We start from the raw sequence: 16,084 nt of genomic DNA, 5'->3' as shown, positions 1-16,084 counted from the left end.
GCCGCGGGGCAAGGCACCCTCGAGAGCTGCCTAGGACCTGCCGTCGGAGGCGGCCCCAACCTTCCCCGCATCGCGTCTCCCGGAACCGGGATTCCCGCCTCGCCCCCTGGCCACCGTCATGACCAGGTACACCGCGGCACCTGCCAGCACGCCCCAGAACGGGGACACGATGCCCAGCGGCGCGATGCCCGAGGCCGTGACAATCAGGGTGACGATGGCGGCCTCGATGGCCGACGGGCCGTGCCGGCCCGCATCGAGCATGTCCAGCAGCGAACCCTGCAGCGCACCGAGCAGGGCCACCCCGGCCATGGCGGTGATCAGCTCGCCGGGAACGGCGGCAAACAGGTCAAGGATCGTGTCGCTGAACAGCCCGAAACCAATGAAGAACAAGCCACCGGCAGCCCCCGCAATGTATCGCCTGGCCGGATCCTCATGCGCCTCGCGCCCGCAGCAGATGCCCGCGGTAATGGCGGCCAGGTTGATCGCGTGGGATCCGAACGGGGCAAAGAGCACGCTGGCCACGCACGTGCCGCTCAGCAGCAGCCGGTCGTTGGGTGCATAGCCACTGGTGCGCATCATGACCAGTCCCGGGCCGTTCTGCCCCGCCATGGTCACGATCAGCAGCGGGACGGAAATGCCCATGATGGCCTGGATCGAGAACGTGGGCACGGTGAACAACGGGGTGGTCAGGGCGAGCGACAGCTCGGGGCTCTGGGCATGCCCGGCAACCATGGACAGCACGACGCCGACCACGAGGGCGGTCGGCACCGCGTACTTGGGGAACAGGCGCCGGCCGGCAAAATATGCCACCACCAAACCGCCGGCAACCAGTGGCGAGACAAGCACCGCCTGGGTGACATTCAGGACGAAGGGCAACAGCACCCCGGCCAGGACCGCGGCCAGGATCGGGCGGGGAACCGCGGCAAGCAGCCGGCCAAAGAGCCCGGTGAGGCTGAGCACCAGGCCCAGCAGCCCGGCCACAATGTAGGCGCCGATGGCTTCGGAAAATTCATAGTCGCCCAGCACCGTCAACAGCAGCGCCGAGCCGGGCACCGACCAGGCCACCACGACGGGCTGGCGCGTGAAAAGGCTCAGCACCAGGCCCACGATTCCGCTGCCCACCGACACCGCCCACACCCAGGAGGCGGTCTGTGCCGAATCCAGGCCCGCACGCTCGGCGGCCTGGATGATGACCAGCATCGGTCCGGCATAGGAAACGGCCACGGCGATGAACCCGGCGCAGACGGCACTGATCGAGACATCGCCCAGGATCCCGGGCAGGCGGGTGCGACGGCCTCGGATCCCGGCTCCGGATTGGTTGCGCTTGGGCACGATTGGAGCCGCCTTTCGGGTGGAGGGAAACGGCACGGTTTCCAGTGGCGGCGCAAGGCCCCGGCCCGGAAAGAACCATTTGGGGCCCAACGCTACGGTGCGGGTGGGTGCCAGACAAATATCCAGATGAGTGTGATTGATATCGCCATCCACTCAATAGGTACCCCCCTAGGTCAAGCCTAGGCATATGCCCAGTGTGAGGTCACGCACATCCTGACATGGTGTATCTCATGGTTTCGCCACCCACCGGGTGGACCAGGGCGCCAGCGCCCGCTACGAAGGATGGAGCACTCCATGACAGAAACACTTGATACCGTCTCGGCCCTGCTTGATGATGCACTGGTTGACAGCCCGGAGACCGGCGTCTTCCGCGCCAACCGAAATATCTTCACCGACGAAGAGATCTTCGACCTCGAGATGAAGCACATCTGGGAGGGCAACTGGATCTACCTGGCCCACGAATCCCAGATCCCCAACATTGGCGACTACTTCACCACCAACATGGGCCGCCAGCCCATCGTGATTTCGCGCAACAAGGAAGGCGTGCTCAACGCCCTCATCAACGCCTGCAGCCACCGCGGTGCGATGCTGTGCCGCCGCAAGACGGATAACCGCACCACGTTCACCTGCCCGTTCCACGGCTGGACCTTCAACAACTCCGGCAAGCTGCTCAAGGTCAAGGACTCCCGCGGCGCCGGCTACCCGGAGGGCTTCAACAAGGACGGCTCGCACGACCTGACCAAGGTCGCCCGCTTCGAGTCATACCGCGGCTTCCTCTTCGGCTCGCTGAACGCGGACGTCAAGCCGCTGACCGAGCACCTCGGCGAATCCACCAAGATCATCGACATGATCGTGGACCAGTCCCCCGAGGGCCTTGAGGTCCTGCGCGGTTCCTCGACCTACACCTATGACGGCAACTGGAAGCTCCAGGCGGAAAACGGCGCCGACGGTTACCACGTCTCTGCCACCCACTGGAACTACGCCGCCACCCAGGCCCGCCGCAGCGCCGGCGAATCCACCAACACCACCAAGACCATGGATGCCGGTGGCTGGGACAAGCAGGAAGGCGGCTACTACTCCTTCGAGAACGGCCACCTGCTGCTCTGGACCGAATGGCTGGACCCGGCCAACCGCCCGCTCGCCGAGAAGCGCGACGAGCTCGTCGCCAAGTACGGCGAAGCCAAGGCCGACTGGATGATCGGTGTCTCGCGCAACCTCTGCCTGTACCCGAATGTATACCTGATGGACCAGTTCTCCTCGCAGATCCGCGTCTTCCGCCCGGTCTCCGTGGACCAGACCGAGGTCACCATCTACTGCATCGCCCCGGTCGGCGAATCCGACGAGGCCCGCGCCAACCGCATCCGCCAGTATGAGGACTTCTTCAACGCCTCGGGCATGGCCACCCCTGATGACCTGGAGGAGTTCCGCTCCTGCCAGAAGACCTACCTGGCCACCGCCGCCAAGTGGAACGACCTCTCCCGCGGACAGGCACACCAGATCACCGGCGCCGACGAGAACGCCAAGAAGATCGGCCTGGAGCCGATCTCTTCCGGTGCACGCACCGAGGACGAGGGCCTGTACCCGATCCAGCACGGCTACTGGCTGAACACCATGCGCCAGGCCGTCGCCGCCGAAGCCGCCTCCACCACCACCGGCACCACCGAACAGGGGAACCACCATGACTGCAACCACTAACGACATCGTCACCACGGTCACCACCGGCGCCGGCGAGCTCGGGATCGAGGAGATCAAGCAGTTCCTCTTCCGCGAGGCCCGTTTCCTGGACGACCGCGACTTCGATCGCTGGATCGACTGCTACCACCCCGAGGCCACCTTCTGGATGCCGGCCTGGGCCGATGACGACAAGCTCACCGAGGACCCGCAGCGCGAGATCTCGCTGATCTTCTATGCGAACCGCGGTGGCCTGGAAGACCGTGTCTTCCGCATCAAGACCGACCGTTCCTCGGCCACGTCCCTGCCGGAGCCACGCACCGGGCACAACATCTCCAACGTGGAGATCGTGTCCGTCGACGGCGACAAGGTCGACGTGCGCTTCAACTGGTTCACGCTGTACTACCGCTACCAGAACGTCGACACCTACTTCGGCACCTCGTTCTACACCATCGACTACTCCGGCACCCAGCCGGTGATCATGTCCAAGAAGGTCGTTTTGAAGAACGACTACATCCACCACGTGGTCGACATCTACCACATCTAGTCCCACTCGGGCCCGTTCCTCGGCCCCGGAGACTGGCGTGCGGGGGCGTTGATTCGCCTCCGCACCACGACCTTGCACCACTGGCTGCACCCCCAGCACTATTTTGAAAAGAGCCCCCTCATGACCTATCAGGTTGCCCTCGCCTTCGAGGACGGTATTACCCGGTTCATTAAAGTTGGACCGCGCGAAACCGTCGCCGACGCCTCCTACAAGGCACGGATCAATATCCCGCTTGACTGCCGCGACGGCGCCTGCGGCACCTGCAAGGCCTTCTGCGAATCCGGCACCTTCGACGGCGGCGACTACATCGAGGAGGCCCTGACCGACGACGAAGCCGAGAAGGGCTTCTGCCTCCCCTGCCAGATGGTCCCCGAATCCGACCTCGTGCTGCAGATCCCCACGACCTCGGCTGTCGCCAAGACCGCTGCCACCACCTACTCCTCGACGCTGACCGAGATCCGCCGCATCTCCGAGACCACCTACGCCTTCAGCCTCGAGATCGAGAACCGCGACGAGCTTTCCTTCCTGCCCGGCCAGTACGTGAACATCGAGGTTCCGGGCTCCAACGGCCAGACCCGCTCGTACTCCTTCAGCTCCGGCCCGGAGGTCTCCACCCTCTCCTTCCTGATCCGCATCACCGATGGCGGATTGATGTCCACCTACATGCGCGACGTCGCGGCCGTCGGGGATGCGATCAACTTCACCGGCCCGATGGGCAGCTTCTTCCTGCGCGAGCCCAAGCGCACGGCCCTGCTGCTGGCAGGCGGCACCGGCCTGGCACCGCTGCTTTCCATCCTGGAAAAGCTCACCGGCATGCAGAACCAGCACCCCGTCCACCTGATCTACGGCGTCAACACCGACACCGACCTGGTCGAGCTGGAGGCGCTGGAAGACTACAAGGCACGCATCGACGGCTTCACCTTCGACACCGTCGTCGGCGACCCGGCCAGCAGCGCGGAAAAGAAGGGCTACGTCACCAACCACTTCGAGCCCCACCACCTGGCCGAGGGCGACGTCGACATCTACCTCTGCGGCCCCCCTCCCATGGTCGAGGGCGTCCGCCGCCACCTGGAGGCCGAGGGCCTCAAGCCGCAGAACTTCTACTTCGAGAAGTTCGCCCTGGCCGTCACCCCCGAGGCAGCCGCAGCACCGGCGGCACCCGTTGCCGAAGCACCGGCTCAGGAAGCCGCAGAGACTCCCGCAGCCCTGCCTGCCTACGAAATCGGCGAAGAGCACGCAACCTTTCAGGCGCAGTTCGACGCGCGCATGGCCCTGGAACTGGCCATCGTTGAACTGACCATGGGCAAGCTGACCCCGGAGCAGCTCGTTGAGTTCAAGGTCCTGGCGGAGTTGGCCGGCAAGACCCTGGACGGCGAGAAGTTCGTCAGCTCCGAGGCATTCACCGTCACCAACGAGGCCTTCCACCAATTCCTGTTCAACTGCGTCGGCAACGAGCACCTGCTGCAGGCCTACAAGCGCCTCGAGGTGCCGGCGACCATGGCCAAGGTGCTGCGCAAGGAGCACTGGATCGACGGAGCCGTCGACGCCGACCACTTGGCAATCGTCGCCGCCTTCGAGGCCAACGACCAAGCAGCTGCCCGCAAGGCGATTATCGCCCACAACGAGCACGCCAAGGCCACCATGGCAGCAGCGTCACGGAACCCCCTCTCATGAGCGCCGACAACGGTGCGGTGAACGAGACCGCAGCGGCCGGATTGCCCGATTCCTTCCATGCGGGACGCTTCGCCTCCAAGGTCGTGCTCATCACCGGTGCGGCCCAGGGCATTGGCTGGGCCGTGGCCCGGCGGATTGCCGCCGAAGGCGGGGACCTGGTCCTGGTGGACCGCTCCCCGCTGGTCCACGACGTCGCCGAGGGTTTGCGGACCCACGGTGTCAATGCGCTGAGCGTGACAGCGGACCTCGAGGCCTTTGAGGGCGCGATGTCCGCGGTCACCGCCGCGGTCACCGAATACGGCCGGATCGATGTGCTCATCAACAACGTCGGCGGGACCATCTGGGCCAAGCCGTTCGAGCACTACGCCCCGGAGGAGATCAGCAAGGAAATCCAGCGTTCGCTCTTCCCGACCCTGTGGATGTGCCGCGCGGCGTTCCCTGAAATGATCAAGGCCGGATCCGGAACCATCGTGAACGTTTCCTCGGTGGCAACCCGCGGGCTCAACCGCGTCCCGTATGCGGGAGCCAAGGGCGGGGTCAAGGCCATCACCTCGGCCCTCGCCATGGAAGGTGCCGCCCACGGAATCCGCGTGGTGGCCACCGCCCCCGGCGGAACCGAGGCACCGGAACGCCAAGTCAAGCGGGGTCCATCCCCCGCAGGCGAGCAGGAAAAGGCCTGGTACCAGCAAATCGTGGACCAAACCATCGATTCAACCCTCATGAAGCGCTACGGAACCCTCGACGAACAGGCAGGTCCCATTGCGTTCCTGGCCTCCGACGAGGCTTCCTACATCACCGGCAGCACGTTGGCCGTAGCCGGAGGAGACCTCGGCTAGTTAGGTACCTTCCATGGCGTGCAGGCGGCGGTTCCCCCGCCGCCTGCATGCCATCCAGGCCCGCCGCTCGAGATTCCCTCGAGTCACGGCTTCCACCCCGCGGCCCACCGCCGCGGCATTTATCCGTGCCCCGCATACCCGCACATTGTCGTGCGCCCGGGGCCCATAAAAATATGGAGCAAATCGTGAAATCACCGGAAGCAAGCGCCACCAAGAAACAACAAAACACCGTCCACTGGGTGGTGGCCATCGCCGCCATCGCCCTGGTCTTCGACGGATACGACCTGGTCGTATACGGAACCATCGTTTCCACCCTGCTCAACGATCCCACCCAGCTCGGCCAAATCGGCCCTGCCACCGCAGGTGTGCTGGGCAGCTGGGCCCTGTTCGGCGTCATGGTCGGCGCCTTGGTCACCGGCGCGGTGGGCGACTACCTCGGCCGCCGGAAAATCATGATCACCGGCATCGTCTGGTTCTCCGTGGGCATGGGCCTGACCGCCCTGGTTCCGAACGTCATCGCGTTCGGCGCCCTGCGCTTCTTCACCGGGCTTGGCGTCGGCGCACTCGTGGCCACCGCCGGTGCGGTCGTGGCCGAATTCGCACCCAAGGGCAAGCGCAACTACTACAACGCCATCGTCTACTCCGGCGTCCCGGTGGGCGGGGTCCTCGCCTCGCTGCTGGCCATCGTCCTGCTGGACCTTGTCGGCTGGCGCGGGCTCTTCCTCATCGGCGCCTCGCCCATCCTCTTCCTGCTTCCCATGGCGCTGGCGAAGCTGCCCGAGTCCCCGCAATGGCTGATGGCCCGCGGCCGCACCGAGGAAGCCGAGCGCGTCTCGATCCGCACCGGCGTCCCGATCGCCGCCCCTGCCCCCGCGCACGGTGCCCACGCATTGGCATCCGAACCAGTCGACACGAAGATCGGTTTCCGGGCACTGGCCTCCAAGAAGTACGCCCTGCCAACCCTATTGCTGGGCCTGATGAGCTTCGCCGGCCTGATGCTGACCTACGGCCTGAACACCTGGCTGCCGCAGATCATGACCCAGTTCGGCTACGGCAAGTCCTATTCGCTCGCCTTCCTGCTGGTGCTCAATGCCGGCGCCGTCTTCGGCGGGTTGATCGCCTCCGTGGGCGCCGATCGCGTCGGTGCCAAGCGCGTGGTTTCCACGACGTTCTTCCTCGCCGCGGTGGCCATGGTGATGCTGACCCTGCAGCTTCCCTTCGGAATCCTGCTCGCGCTGGTTGCCGTGGCAGGCGTGGGAACCATCGGCACGCAGGTGCTGATCTACGGGTTCGTGTCCAACTTCTACAACAGCGCCGCCCGCGGCGCCGGGGTTGCCTGGTGCGCCGGGTTCGGCCGACTGGGCGGCATCTTCGGCCCGTTGATCGGCGGACTGCTCATCGCTGCAGGCGTGCAGAACCACGTCGCCTTCTACGTCTTCGCCGCAGTTGCTATCGTTGGTGCAATGGTGACCGCCTTTGTTCCCTTGCGCAATTCCGAGACCCAGTTGCCGACGAGTTCCTCGGCACGGGTCAAGATCGCTAAGTAACCATAGGCCGGGTGGACAACCGGTCACTGGGGGCTGCGTGAACAACGGTGTTCATGCGGCCCCCATCTTTTTACCTTGAAAGGTTGGCTGCGGCGGATCCATGCATCAACAACGAACAATGGCACTCCTGGGACGGCTGCTGCATATGGCCGAGGCCGGTGCTGCCCAGCTGGTGGTTGTCAGCGGCCCGGCAGGGTGCGGAAAAAGCACCTTGGTTCGGCGCTTCATGGACAACAACAAACACCTTGCCTCGTGGATTTCCGCAGGGGCACGGTGGGAAAAGGACATCCCCGGATCAGCCCTGCAGGAATTGCTCGGCCCAAGCGATGCGGTAGCCGAGAAGCCACTGCCCGAACGCCTGCTCGCCTTCATCCAAAACGCAGGCAAGCACAGCGGAATCCTTCTGCTGGAAAACCTGCAGTGGACCGATGCCCAGTCCCTCGCCGCGCTCCTGTATGCCTGGCGACGGCTCCGCACGGAAAAGGTGCTGATCATCCTCACCCTCCGCCAGGAGGAAGCCGCATTCCTTCCGCCCGGGGCCCGCGAACTCCTGGAAGCACCGCACTGCACCACCATCGAACTGGATCCCCCAACCGCCGCGGGCTTGAAGGAAATTTCCGTTTCCAGGCTCGGCGTGGAGCTCTCGGCGGCCGCGGCCGACCAGCTGGCCACCTACACCGCGGGCAACATCCACACCGCATTGGAACTGATCCGGGAAAACCCCGACGAAACCTGGAACCACCTGAACCATCGGTTCCCGGCGCCACGGGCCGTGTCTGCAGAAGTTGCCGAGCGGCTTCACGCCCTGTCGACGCAGGCCCGATCCGTCATCGAGGCCGCCGCCATCCTCGGCAATGGGTCCCGGCTGGATGCGGTCGTCGCCCTGGCCGAGGTCGGCGAACCCTTGCCCCTGGTGGAAGAATGCGTGGCTTCTTCTCTCGTGGAGGTGGCTGGCAGCGGCGGAAACCTCTCCCTGATGTTCACCGGGAACATCAAGCACATGGCCGTCTACCACCTGATCCCCCTCTCTCGGCGTTTGGCGCTGCACGCCGCCGCTGCCGCCCTGGGCGAATGCGCGGGTGACGCCCTGGCCCACCGCGCCGATGCCACATTGCTTTCCGATCCTGCGTTGTCGCACCAGCTCGAACTCTTCGCAGAGAACCAGGCGGGCAAGGGCGAGTGGTCCTCCGCCGCAGCCGCCCTGCACCGGGCTGCCCACCTCGCAACCAACGCTGCCCAACGCGAGCCGCTGTTGCTCAAGGCCGTCGATGCCACGGTGGCAGCCGGCGAGCTGCCCCGCGCCCTGGCCTATTCCGAGGAACTGGCTTCCCTGGCCGCCAGCCCCGAGAGCGACCTGCTCTCCGGGTACATTGCCATCCTCCAGGGCCAGGCGCTGACCGCGGACCGTTGGCTCTCCCGCGCGTGGACGGGTGCCGAGGAGGCCCGGCAAACCGGGATCATGGCGACCGTTTCCCAGCGCCGGGTCCTTGACTCGTTGGGCAGGCTGGATGGGTTCAGGCTCGTCGAGTGGGCCGAGCGGACGCTGGAGCTGGCCGATGAGGGAAGCCCGGTCGCCGTGGAATCCTCGGCCATCCAAGGCCTGGGACTGGGCATGCTCGGGCGGGGTCTCGAGGGCGAGAAGATATTGGCCCGGATGCTCGCCACCCTGCCCACCGGCGCCCAGCGCCAGCGCGCCGAAATGGCCATGGGTTGGCTGCATGTGGCCGGGGACCAGATTGAGTTGGCCCGGCACGAACTGATGATTTCCAGTTCCACGGACTACACGGAAGGTTCCCACCGAATTGCCCTGTGGGCCAGGGCGTGGCTGGCCCGGGCCGAGTACTCCGCCGGCGACTGGGACCAGGCGCTGGAGACCGTGCGGGCAGGCGTCGCGCTCCAGGAACGATCCGGCATCGAGCTGGTTCGCCCGCTGCTGCACTACACCGCGGTGCAGATCCATGCCATGCGCGGCGAGCAGGAGGATGTCGAGGCGCATCTGGCCAAGGCCTGGGCCAGGACCGGAAGCTACGAGGTGATGCAGGTGCCCTACCGGATGGCCAGGGCGGCGGCGGCCCGGGCCCGCGCGGACTACGACGAGGTCATCCTGGCCTTGGAGCCCCTGTTGCTGCTGGACCGCTCGCGCGGAATCGACGAGCCGGGATTCTGGCCGTGGCACGACATGTACGCCGATGCCTTGGTGCGCAAGGAGCGCTTCGACGAGGCCCTGGAATTCATGGATCCGCTCATGGGCGCTGCCCGCAAGCGGAAGCACCGATCGACCATCGCACGTTTTTTGGTGGTGCGCGGGCAGGTGCTCGGTTCGCACGGCGACCTGGAGGGATCGCGCGATGCCTTCGAGGACGCGCTGGCCCAGTTGCAGGGCCTCACGCTGCCGGTCCTGCGGGCCAACATCGAGTATGCCTACGGGCAATCATTGCGGCGCGCCGGGAAGCGCGGCGAATCCGCCGGTCCGCTGACCCGGGCGCTCGCGGGTTACACCCAGTTGGGGGCCACGATCTACATCGAGCGCTGCAACCGCGAGTTGCAGGCCACCGGAATCAGCGTCCCTCGCCGGGACGCCGCGGACTGGTCCTCGCTCACCTCCCAGGAAAAGGCGGTGGCCTCGCTGGTCTGTGCGGGGGCCAGCAACAAGAAGGCCGCCGAGGAGCTTTTCATCGGCTCCAAGACGGTCCAGTACCACCTGACCAGGATCTACGCGAAGCTCGGCGTGACCTCGCGCACCGAGCTGGCCGCCCGGTACCGGGACAACGAGCGCTGAGCATATGCAGGCCCGTTTCCCCGGCGTAGCCTGAAACCATGGGATCCGAGGTCAGGAAGCTCAGGCTAGCCACGGGCATCGAGGTGCCGTGTTTCATCGACGGCGACCCGGCTGCCAAACCACTGATGTTGCTGCATGCGTGGGGGGAATCCTTCGAAAGCTTCGACCGCCTGGCACCCCTGCTTGCCGGCTTCAGGGTCTACGCGCCCGACCTTCGAGGCCAGGGAGATGCGGACAAGCCGGCGGACGGCTATTCGCTGGCGGAGCAGGCGGCGGATGCCGCCGCGATCCTCCAGGCCCTCGAAGTTCCGCGGGCCTTCATACTCGGTTCCTCGAGTGGCGGATACGTGGCGCAGGCGCTGGCCGTGGACCACCCGGAGAGCGTCGCGGCACTGGTGCTGGTGGGCGCGCCCCTGAGCCTGCGGGGACGGCCGGCCTTCGCGGACGAGGTCGAGGCCCTCACGGATCCCGTCGATGTGGCGTGGGTCCGGGATTCGCTGTCTTGGTTTCCCCTGCTGCACGAGGTTCCCGCATGGTTCATCGATGACCGGGTGGACGACGGAACCAGGATGCCCGCGCACGTGTGGAAATCCATTCTTGGCGGTTTGTGCTCCGCCGCCCCGCCCACCGAATCGGGAACCATTGATGCACCCACGCTGATCCTGTGGGGCGGCCACGACCACCTGCTTTCCCTGGCGGATGAGGAGATCCTGGCCGCACGCATCGCGGGGTCGGTCCTGAAGGTCTATCCGGACGCGGGGCATCTGGTCCTGTGGGAATGCCCGGAGCGGGTGGCGGCAGACGCAATGGAGTTTCTTGGCGCGCTCGGTTGAGCTGTGGCGGTGCGACACGTGGTGAGAGCCGGTTCGGCATTTCCGGGCCCATCGGTTCAGCCCACATGCATTGCCTCAATGTCCGGCAGGAACCAAGGACAAACATGGGAAGGGCCCAAGACAGCGCCTTTGCCGTCTTGGGCCCTTCCCAATGTGTCCGTACTGCTTGGGACGAAAGTTTAGGCGGCGAGCAGTGAGATGTGGTGTTCGGTGGACTGCAGTCCGGGCCGGGACAGGTCGCGTTCGGCTTCGGGCATCCACCCGGTCCAGGCCCAGTGGTTCAGATCCTGGACGGTGTCGGTGGTGGTCCCCAAGATGTTCGCGGGCCGGTGTTCTCCTGCGGTCTTTCGCCGTGTTGAGACAAACATGGTGTGCTCCTTTGTGGCCAAGTAATGCATGGATTGATCAATTGATGGGTGGGTGATCCGCGCCGTTGGGTGGCGAGGCTCAGTGCTGCTGCGGGACAATCGGCTGGAAGAACTTGGCGCCGGCGAACCAGCTGTCATCCTGCCCGTCCCCGAGCCGCTCACCGATTTGGTGGAACGAGCCCTCGTGGAAGAGCAGCGGGTCCGCGTCTCCCACTGTCAGCGAGCGAACTTCGCCAACCACGATGATGTGGTCGCCGCCGTCGTAGTTGTTCCACGCGCGGCATTCCAGCGTGGCTGCGTTGCCCACCAGCACCGGGACGTTTCCGTTCAGGACCCATTCCGGTTCGCGGTCATTTGGTTCGCCGGCGAAGTGCTTGGCGACCTCCAGCTGGTCTGCCGAGAGGATGTTGATGGCGAAGGACGACCCGTCCAGATGCTTGGCGGCCCTTGAGCTGCGAGTCAAGATGATTTGGGCCAGCGGCGGGTCCAACGACACCGCGGCGAACGCCGTCACCATGGCGCCGTAGGGGTTGCCGTCTGTCCCCTGCGTGGTGACCACAGTGACGCCGGTGGTGAATTGGCCAAATGCGCTCCGCAATTGGCTCGCATCCACCGAGTTCAACATGGTTTCCTGGGTCATTGCTGCTTCTCTTTCACATGGAATTTCCGGGATACGAACGTGGTCTTGGTGTTGCCTTGGTACCCGGCGGCGGCGCCGCGAGCGGCATCCCGGAAAGTGCGGTGGTACGACAACGGCGGGGTCCCCCGTATGCCTACCGGGAGCCCCGCCGTGACGAGGTGTGTGAGGACCCTACTTGGCTTCGGGGTCAAGCACGAAGTCGTAGGTGGTCTGCACGCCGGCACCCTCGGTGGCCGGCTGGATGTCGAGCAGCAGTTCCGGCTTCACAGCGGTTGCGATGTCGTCGTCGTTGTGCGCGTCGCCCGGGAAGTACAGCTGGGCGGTCAACAGCTCGTGACCCGGGGCCGAGACCTTCAGGTGCAGGTGGGCCGGACGCCAGGCGTGCCAGCCGGCGGCGGCGATCAGCTGGCCGCAGGCGCCGTCGGTCGGGATCTGGTACGGGGCCGGCTGCATGGTGTCGATGTGGAAGTTGCCTTCCTCGTCGGCGATGAAGCTGCCGCGCAGGTTCCATTCCGGGATGTTCGGGGCGAACTGCGAGTAGAAGCCATCTTCGTCGGCGTGCCACAGTTCGACCTTGGCGTTGGACAGCGGGCTGCCGTCGGTGCTGCGGACCTGGCCCTGGAAGAGCAGTGGGGTGCCCTTCTCGTCGTCGCGCATCTCGATCTTGGCCGGGGATTTCTGCTCCGGCGCTTCGGGGATGTAGTACGGGCCCTCGATGGAGCCCTTGTTGCCCTCGCGGTGGTCGGTGGCGACTTCCTCGACGGAGTGCTCGAGCCATACGTCCATGAACAGCGGCCATTCGCCGTCTTCGCCGACCTGGATCAGCCATGCCTTCAGTGCGTTGAACTCGTCGTAGGTCACGCGCTCTTCGAGGACGATGTCATTGGCAGCCTTGATCAACTTGCTGGCCAGCAGGTTGACGCGCTCGACGTCGGCCGCGATGGCAGAGGTCTTGCCGGACTGGCGGAAACGGTCGGTGGCTGCGTTGCCTGAGGCGGCTGCGCTGGCGGTGGTTTCGGTGATCACGAGTTGCTCCTTCTATCTCCCGCTGAGGGGGTGTTGATGCACTGGTCAGGTATCACAGGGTGCGGTGATAACAGTCACAGCGACTTTGCATGTATTCAATGTATGTCGCTTATTGAGAAGAGGGAAATACTTTTTTCGACTCTATTCATATCCTAGGCATCTTAGTAGGCACTTGGCGGCCGCCGGGGCGTTTCAACCGCACGAAGCTGCTGCACAACGCGGCCTCTCGGGAAGAGGCCACCCGAAGGGGACTCGCTGATCTGCAAGCCTTCCGCGAGGCATCGAACGCCCCAGAGACGGGGGGAATACGCAAGGCCGGCCGGGAATCTACGGACAGCGCCAACAGGGCAAAGAAGTGGGCCGCGCCTTGAAGACGCGGCCCACCTTCGCCGTGCGCTTGCGGCGATATCGCCGCCGATCCGCCTAGCGGATCGAGTTCGGGTGCTTTGCCAGCGGCGTGACCTTGATCTTCATGTACGGGTACATCGGGAATCCACTGAGGATCTGGTGCAGCTCGTCATTGGATTCAACATCGAACAGCGAGTGGTTGGCGTACTCGCCGACGATGCGCCAGATGCCGGCCATCTTGCCGCTGCCCTGCAGCTGGCCCGAGTATTCCTTCTCCTGGACCTGGAAATCGGCGATTTGTGCCTCGGTCAGGTGGGCCGGGAAGGTTACGTCCATGCGGGCTAGGAATATCATGTCTTCTCCTGGATTAGGCGTGATTGATGAGTGCTAGTTCTGGCGGTAGCGGGTGAGCTTGTTTTCGTCGATGGCAGCGCCCACACCGGGGACGTTGCGCACCGAGATGCGGCCGCCGTCGATTCGGATCGGCTCGGCGAGAAGGTCATCAGCCATGTCCAGGAAGTTGGACAGCTCGCCGGCGCGGCGCGTGGTGGCCTCGTGGGCGGCGCCGAAGGTGACGGTGGCCAGCGACCCGACCTGCGTATCGATCTGGTTGCCCATTGTGACATCCACGCCGAGCCCGGTGCACAGGCCCAGGATCTCGGTGGCCTCGGTAAACCCGCTGCGGGCGGTCTTGATGCAAATCGCGTTCGAACCCCCGGAGAGCAATTCGCGGGATACATCTCCGGCCGTGGGAACCGATTCGTCGCCCACGATGGGGATCGGGGACTTCTCCACGAGTCTGCGGCGGCTCATGGCTTCCTTCGCATCGCAAGGTTCTTCCAGCGCCGTCAGGCCCAGGCCCTCGGTGCGGCGCAGGACTTCCATGGCCTCGTTGGCACTCCAGCCGCGGTTGGCGTCCAGGTAGAGTTCCACATTGTCGCCGAGTCCGGCGCGCAAGACGTGGCAGGCCTCGATGTCCAGGGCCAGCGGGCGGCGCCCGACCTTCAGCTTGAAGGTGGTGATGCCGTACTCCTCGCCGAAGCGCAGGGCCTCGTCGAGCAGTTCCTGCGCCGGGCGGAAACCAAGCATGTGCGAGACGCGCATCGAGTCGGTGTAGCCGCCCAGCAACTTGTGCACCGGGGTGCCCAATGCCTTGCCCATCAGGTCCCACAGCGCGATGTCGACAGCGCCCTTGGCCACCTGGTTATGAATGGTCCGCGCCATCACCTCGTGCACCTTGCCGCGGTCGAAGGGATCGAGTCCGATCAATTGCGGCGCGAAGACCTTGTCGATGATGGTGATGATCGATTCCTGGGTCTCGCCATAGGTGTAGGGCCGCGGCGGGGCATCAGCCTCGCCAACCAGGCCCTCGTCCGAGTGGATGCGCACCAGCACGTGCTCAGCGTCGGTGACCTGCCCGCTGGCAAACTTGAGCGGGTGGTTATAGGGAATCGAGTAGGGGATCGCTTCGATGCGTAGGATCTTCACGCCGTGTTTCCTTCCGTGGGGGCTGGACTTTCAAAGAGGTCCAAGAACTTTTTCAGCAGGGGGGTTTCGTTGTCCGTCTTCCAGGCGACGGCCAAGTCGACCGCCGGCGCGTTGCGCAACTGGCGGAAGACGATGCCCTGCAGTCCGAACATGCGGCGGGCCGTGGGGACCAGGGCGACGCCCATCCCGGCTGCGACGAATGACAGCAGGGTCGAGGTTTCCCTGGTTTCCTGGATGACTTGTGGGCTGAATCCAGCCTTCCGACAGGCTTCAGTGGAGATCGCATGCACCGCAGATGACAGCGGGTAGGTGATGAAGGGTTCATCGGCCAGGTCTGCGAGATCAAGCAACCCGCGCGAGGCCAACTCGTGGTCCTCGGGCAGGGCCACGACCAGTTCATCCTTCTCCAGGAACTTCAGGCTCAATTGGTGCGAACGGATCGGCGGGCGCAACACCGCGACATCCACGCGCTGCTCTTCAAGTGCGATTTCCATTTCCGGCGTGAGCATTTCTCCGTACACGCTCAGACGCAGGCCAGGCATGTGGATCTTGGCGGCCTGCACCATCATGGGCATGAGGCGGTACGTGGCGGTGCCGGAGACCCCGACCCGCAGCACGCCACTGGCGCCTTGGCCCACAAGTTTGACGTCCTGTTCGAGCTTCTCGATCTCGGCCAGCAACAATCGGGCCCGGGCCAGGAGCAGTTCGCCGGCCGCGGTGAGGTCGACCTTACGCGTGGTTCGCACCAACAGCTGGGTGCCCAACTGCTCTTCGAGCGACTTGATCTGCTGGGACAGCGGAGGCTGGGCCATGTGCAGTCGTTGGGCCGCACGTCCGAAGTGTTTTTCCTCGGCCACCGCAATGAAGTAACGCATTTGACGTACTTCCACGTCGTCCACCTCCGGTCGTGGGGCACCAATGTGCACCATTGACAGATTAGGACGCAAAGATTACTTATGGGAAATACATGTTCTAGCTTGATTCAGAGCTTAGGA

14 protein-coding genes are annotated in these 16,084 nt (G+C 64.9%); 7 read left to right on the top strand and 7 right to left on the bottom strand.

Annotation, left to right across the window (positions count from 1 at the left end; translation table 11 throughout):
* Positions 1–30: 30 nt before the first annotated feature.
* On the bottom strand, positions 31–1,332 hold the full coding sequence (locus tag ACLQ7E_RS03305) for a benzoate/H(+) symporter BenE family transporter (protein ID WP_411731127.1): 1,302 nt from the start codon (positions 1,330–1,332) through the stop codon (positions 31–33).
* 294 nt (positions 1,333–1,626) lie between these two features.
* Here ACLQ7E_RS03305 and benA point away from each other — a divergent pair, with 294 nt between their 5' ends.
* From benA to ACLQ7E_RS03270, 7 genes are all read left to right on the top strand, one after another.
* Complete coding sequence (gene benA / locus ACLQ7E_RS03300; protein WP_411731126.1) at positions 1,627–3,027, top strand: benzoate 1,2-dioxygenase large subunit; 1,401 nt, start codon at positions 1,627–1,629, stop codon at positions 3,025–3,027.
* Positions 3,011–3,550: a benzoate 1,2-dioxygenase small subunit gene (gene benB / locus ACLQ7E_RS03295; protein WP_411731125.1), complete on the top strand. Its 540-nt coding sequence runs from the start codon at positions 3,011–3,013 to the stop codon at positions 3,548–3,550. Before benA ends, benB begins: the two co-directional genes overlap by 17 nt.
* Before the next feature lie 120 nt (positions 3,551–3,670).
* Positions 3,671–5,224: a benzoate 1,2-dioxygenase electron transfer component BenC gene (gene benC, locus ACLQ7E_RS03290; RefSeq protein ID WP_411731124.1), complete on the top strand. Its 1,554-nt coding sequence runs from the start codon at positions 3,671–3,673 to the stop codon at positions 5,222–5,224.
* The gene (locus tag ACLQ7E_RS03285; protein ID WP_411731123.1) at positions 5,221–6,060 is read left to right on the top strand and encodes a 1,6-dihydroxycyclohexa-2,4-diene-1-carboxylate dehydrogenase; all 840 of its coding nucleotides are present in this window, start codon (positions 5,221–5,223) and stop codon (positions 6,058–6,060) included. The genes benC and ACLQ7E_RS03285 overlap by 4 nt, the downstream gene beginning before the upstream one ends.
* Positions 6,061–6,245: 185 nt before the next feature.
* Entirely contained in the window at positions 6,246–7,607 is a 1,362-nt protein-coding gene (locus ACLQ7E_RS03280) for an MFS transporter (protein ID WP_411731122.1), read from the top strand.
* A gap of 118 nt (positions 7,608–7,725) precedes the next feature.
* The gene (locus ACLQ7E_RS03275; protein WP_411731121.1) at positions 7,726–10,386 is read left to right on the top strand and encodes a LuxR C-terminal-related transcriptional regulator; all 2,661 of its coding nucleotides are present in this window, start codon (positions 7,726–7,728) and stop codon (positions 10,384–10,386) included.
* 38 nt (positions 10,387–10,424) lie between these two features.
* A complete protein-coding gene (locus tag ACLQ7E_RS03270) occupies positions 10,425–11,219 on the top strand; it encodes an alpha/beta fold hydrolase (RefSeq protein WP_411731120.1) in 795 nt (264 codons plus the stop codon).
* Between the two features lie 179 nt (positions 11,220–11,398).
* Here ACLQ7E_RS03270 and ACLQ7E_RS03265 read toward each other — a convergent pair whose 3' ends face one another.
* From ACLQ7E_RS03265 to ACLQ7E_RS03240, 6 genes are all read right to left on the bottom strand, one after another.
* Entirely contained in the window at positions 11,399–11,587 is a 189-nt protein-coding gene (locus ACLQ7E_RS03265; protein WP_411731119.1) for a hypothetical protein, read from the bottom strand.
* A gap of 79 nt (positions 11,588–11,666) precedes the next feature.
* Positions 11,667–12,227, bottom strand: a complete 561-nt coding sequence (locus tag ACLQ7E_RS03260; RefSeq protein ID WP_411731118.1) for a flavin reductase family protein — start codon at positions 12,225–12,227, stop codon at positions 11,667–11,669.
* Between the two features lie 171 nt (positions 12,228–12,398).
* On the bottom strand, positions 12,399–13,253 hold the full coding sequence (gene catA, locus ACLQ7E_RS03255; RefSeq protein ID WP_411731117.1) for a catechol 1,2-dioxygenase: 855 nt from the start codon (positions 13,251–13,253) through the stop codon (positions 12,399–12,401).
* Between the two features lie 423 nt (positions 13,254–13,676).
* The gene (catC, locus tag ACLQ7E_RS03250; RefSeq protein ID WP_411731116.1) at positions 13,677–13,955 is read right to left on the bottom strand and encodes a muconolactone Delta-isomerase; all 279 of its coding nucleotides are present in this window, start codon (positions 13,953–13,955) and stop codon (positions 13,677–13,679) included.
* 33 nt (positions 13,956–13,988) lie between these two features.
* On the bottom strand, positions 13,989–15,089 hold the full coding sequence (locus ACLQ7E_RS03245) for an enolase C-terminal domain-like protein (protein ID WP_411731115.1): 1,101 nt from the start codon (positions 15,087–15,089) through the stop codon (positions 13,989–13,991).
* Positions 15,086–15,979: a LysR substrate-binding domain-containing protein gene (locus tag ACLQ7E_RS03240; protein ID WP_411731114.1), complete on the bottom strand. Its 894-nt coding sequence runs from the start codon at positions 15,977–15,979 to the stop codon at positions 15,086–15,088. Before ACLQ7E_RS03240 ends, ACLQ7E_RS03245 begins: the two co-directional genes overlap by 4 nt.
* Between the last annotated feature and the right edge of the window lie 105 nt (positions 15,980–16,084).

This window comes from Paeniglutamicibacter sp., from assembly GCF_046714615.1.
Taxonomy (GTDB): domain Bacteria; phylum Actinomycetota; class Actinomycetes; order Actinomycetales; family Micrococcaceae; genus Paeniglutamicibacter.
Note: the sequence above shows the minus strand (reverse complement) of the source record. Positions and strands in the feature narration are given on the sequence as shown.

Coding starts and splice junctions, on each gene's coding strand:
- catC (WP_411731116.1), bottom strand. CDS start 13,955: ATGATATTCCTAGCCCGCATGGACGTAACCTTCCCGGCCCACCTGACC.
- ACLQ7E_RS03275 (WP_411731121.1), top strand. CDS start 7,726: ATGGCACTCCTGGGACGGCTGCTGCATATGGCCGAGGCCGGTGCTGCC.
- benC (WP_411731124.1), top strand. CDS start 3,671: ATGACCTATCAGGTTGCCCTCGCCTTCGAGGACGGTATTACCCGGTTC.
- ACLQ7E_RS03265 (WP_411731119.1), bottom strand. CDS start 11,587: ATGTTTGTCTCAACACGGCGAAAGACCGCAGGAGAACACCGGCCCGCG.
- ACLQ7E_RS03285 (WP_411731123.1), top strand. CDS start 5,221: ATGAGCGCCGACAACGGTGCGGTGAACGAGACCGCAGCGGCCGGATTG.
- ACLQ7E_RS03270 (WP_411731120.1), top strand. CDS start 10,425: ATGGGATCCGAGGTCAGGAAGCTCAGGCTAGCCACGGGCATCGAGGTG.
- benB (WP_411731125.1), top strand. CDS start 3,011: ATGACTGCAACCACTAACGACATCGTCACCACGGTCACCACCGGCGCC.
- ACLQ7E_RS03260 (WP_411731118.1), bottom strand. CDS start 12,227: ATGACCCAGGAAACCATGTTGAACTCGGTGGATGCGAGCCAATTGCGG.
- benA (WP_411731126.1), top strand. CDS start 1,627: ATGACAGAAACACTTGATACCGTCTCGGCCCTGCTTGATGATGCACTG.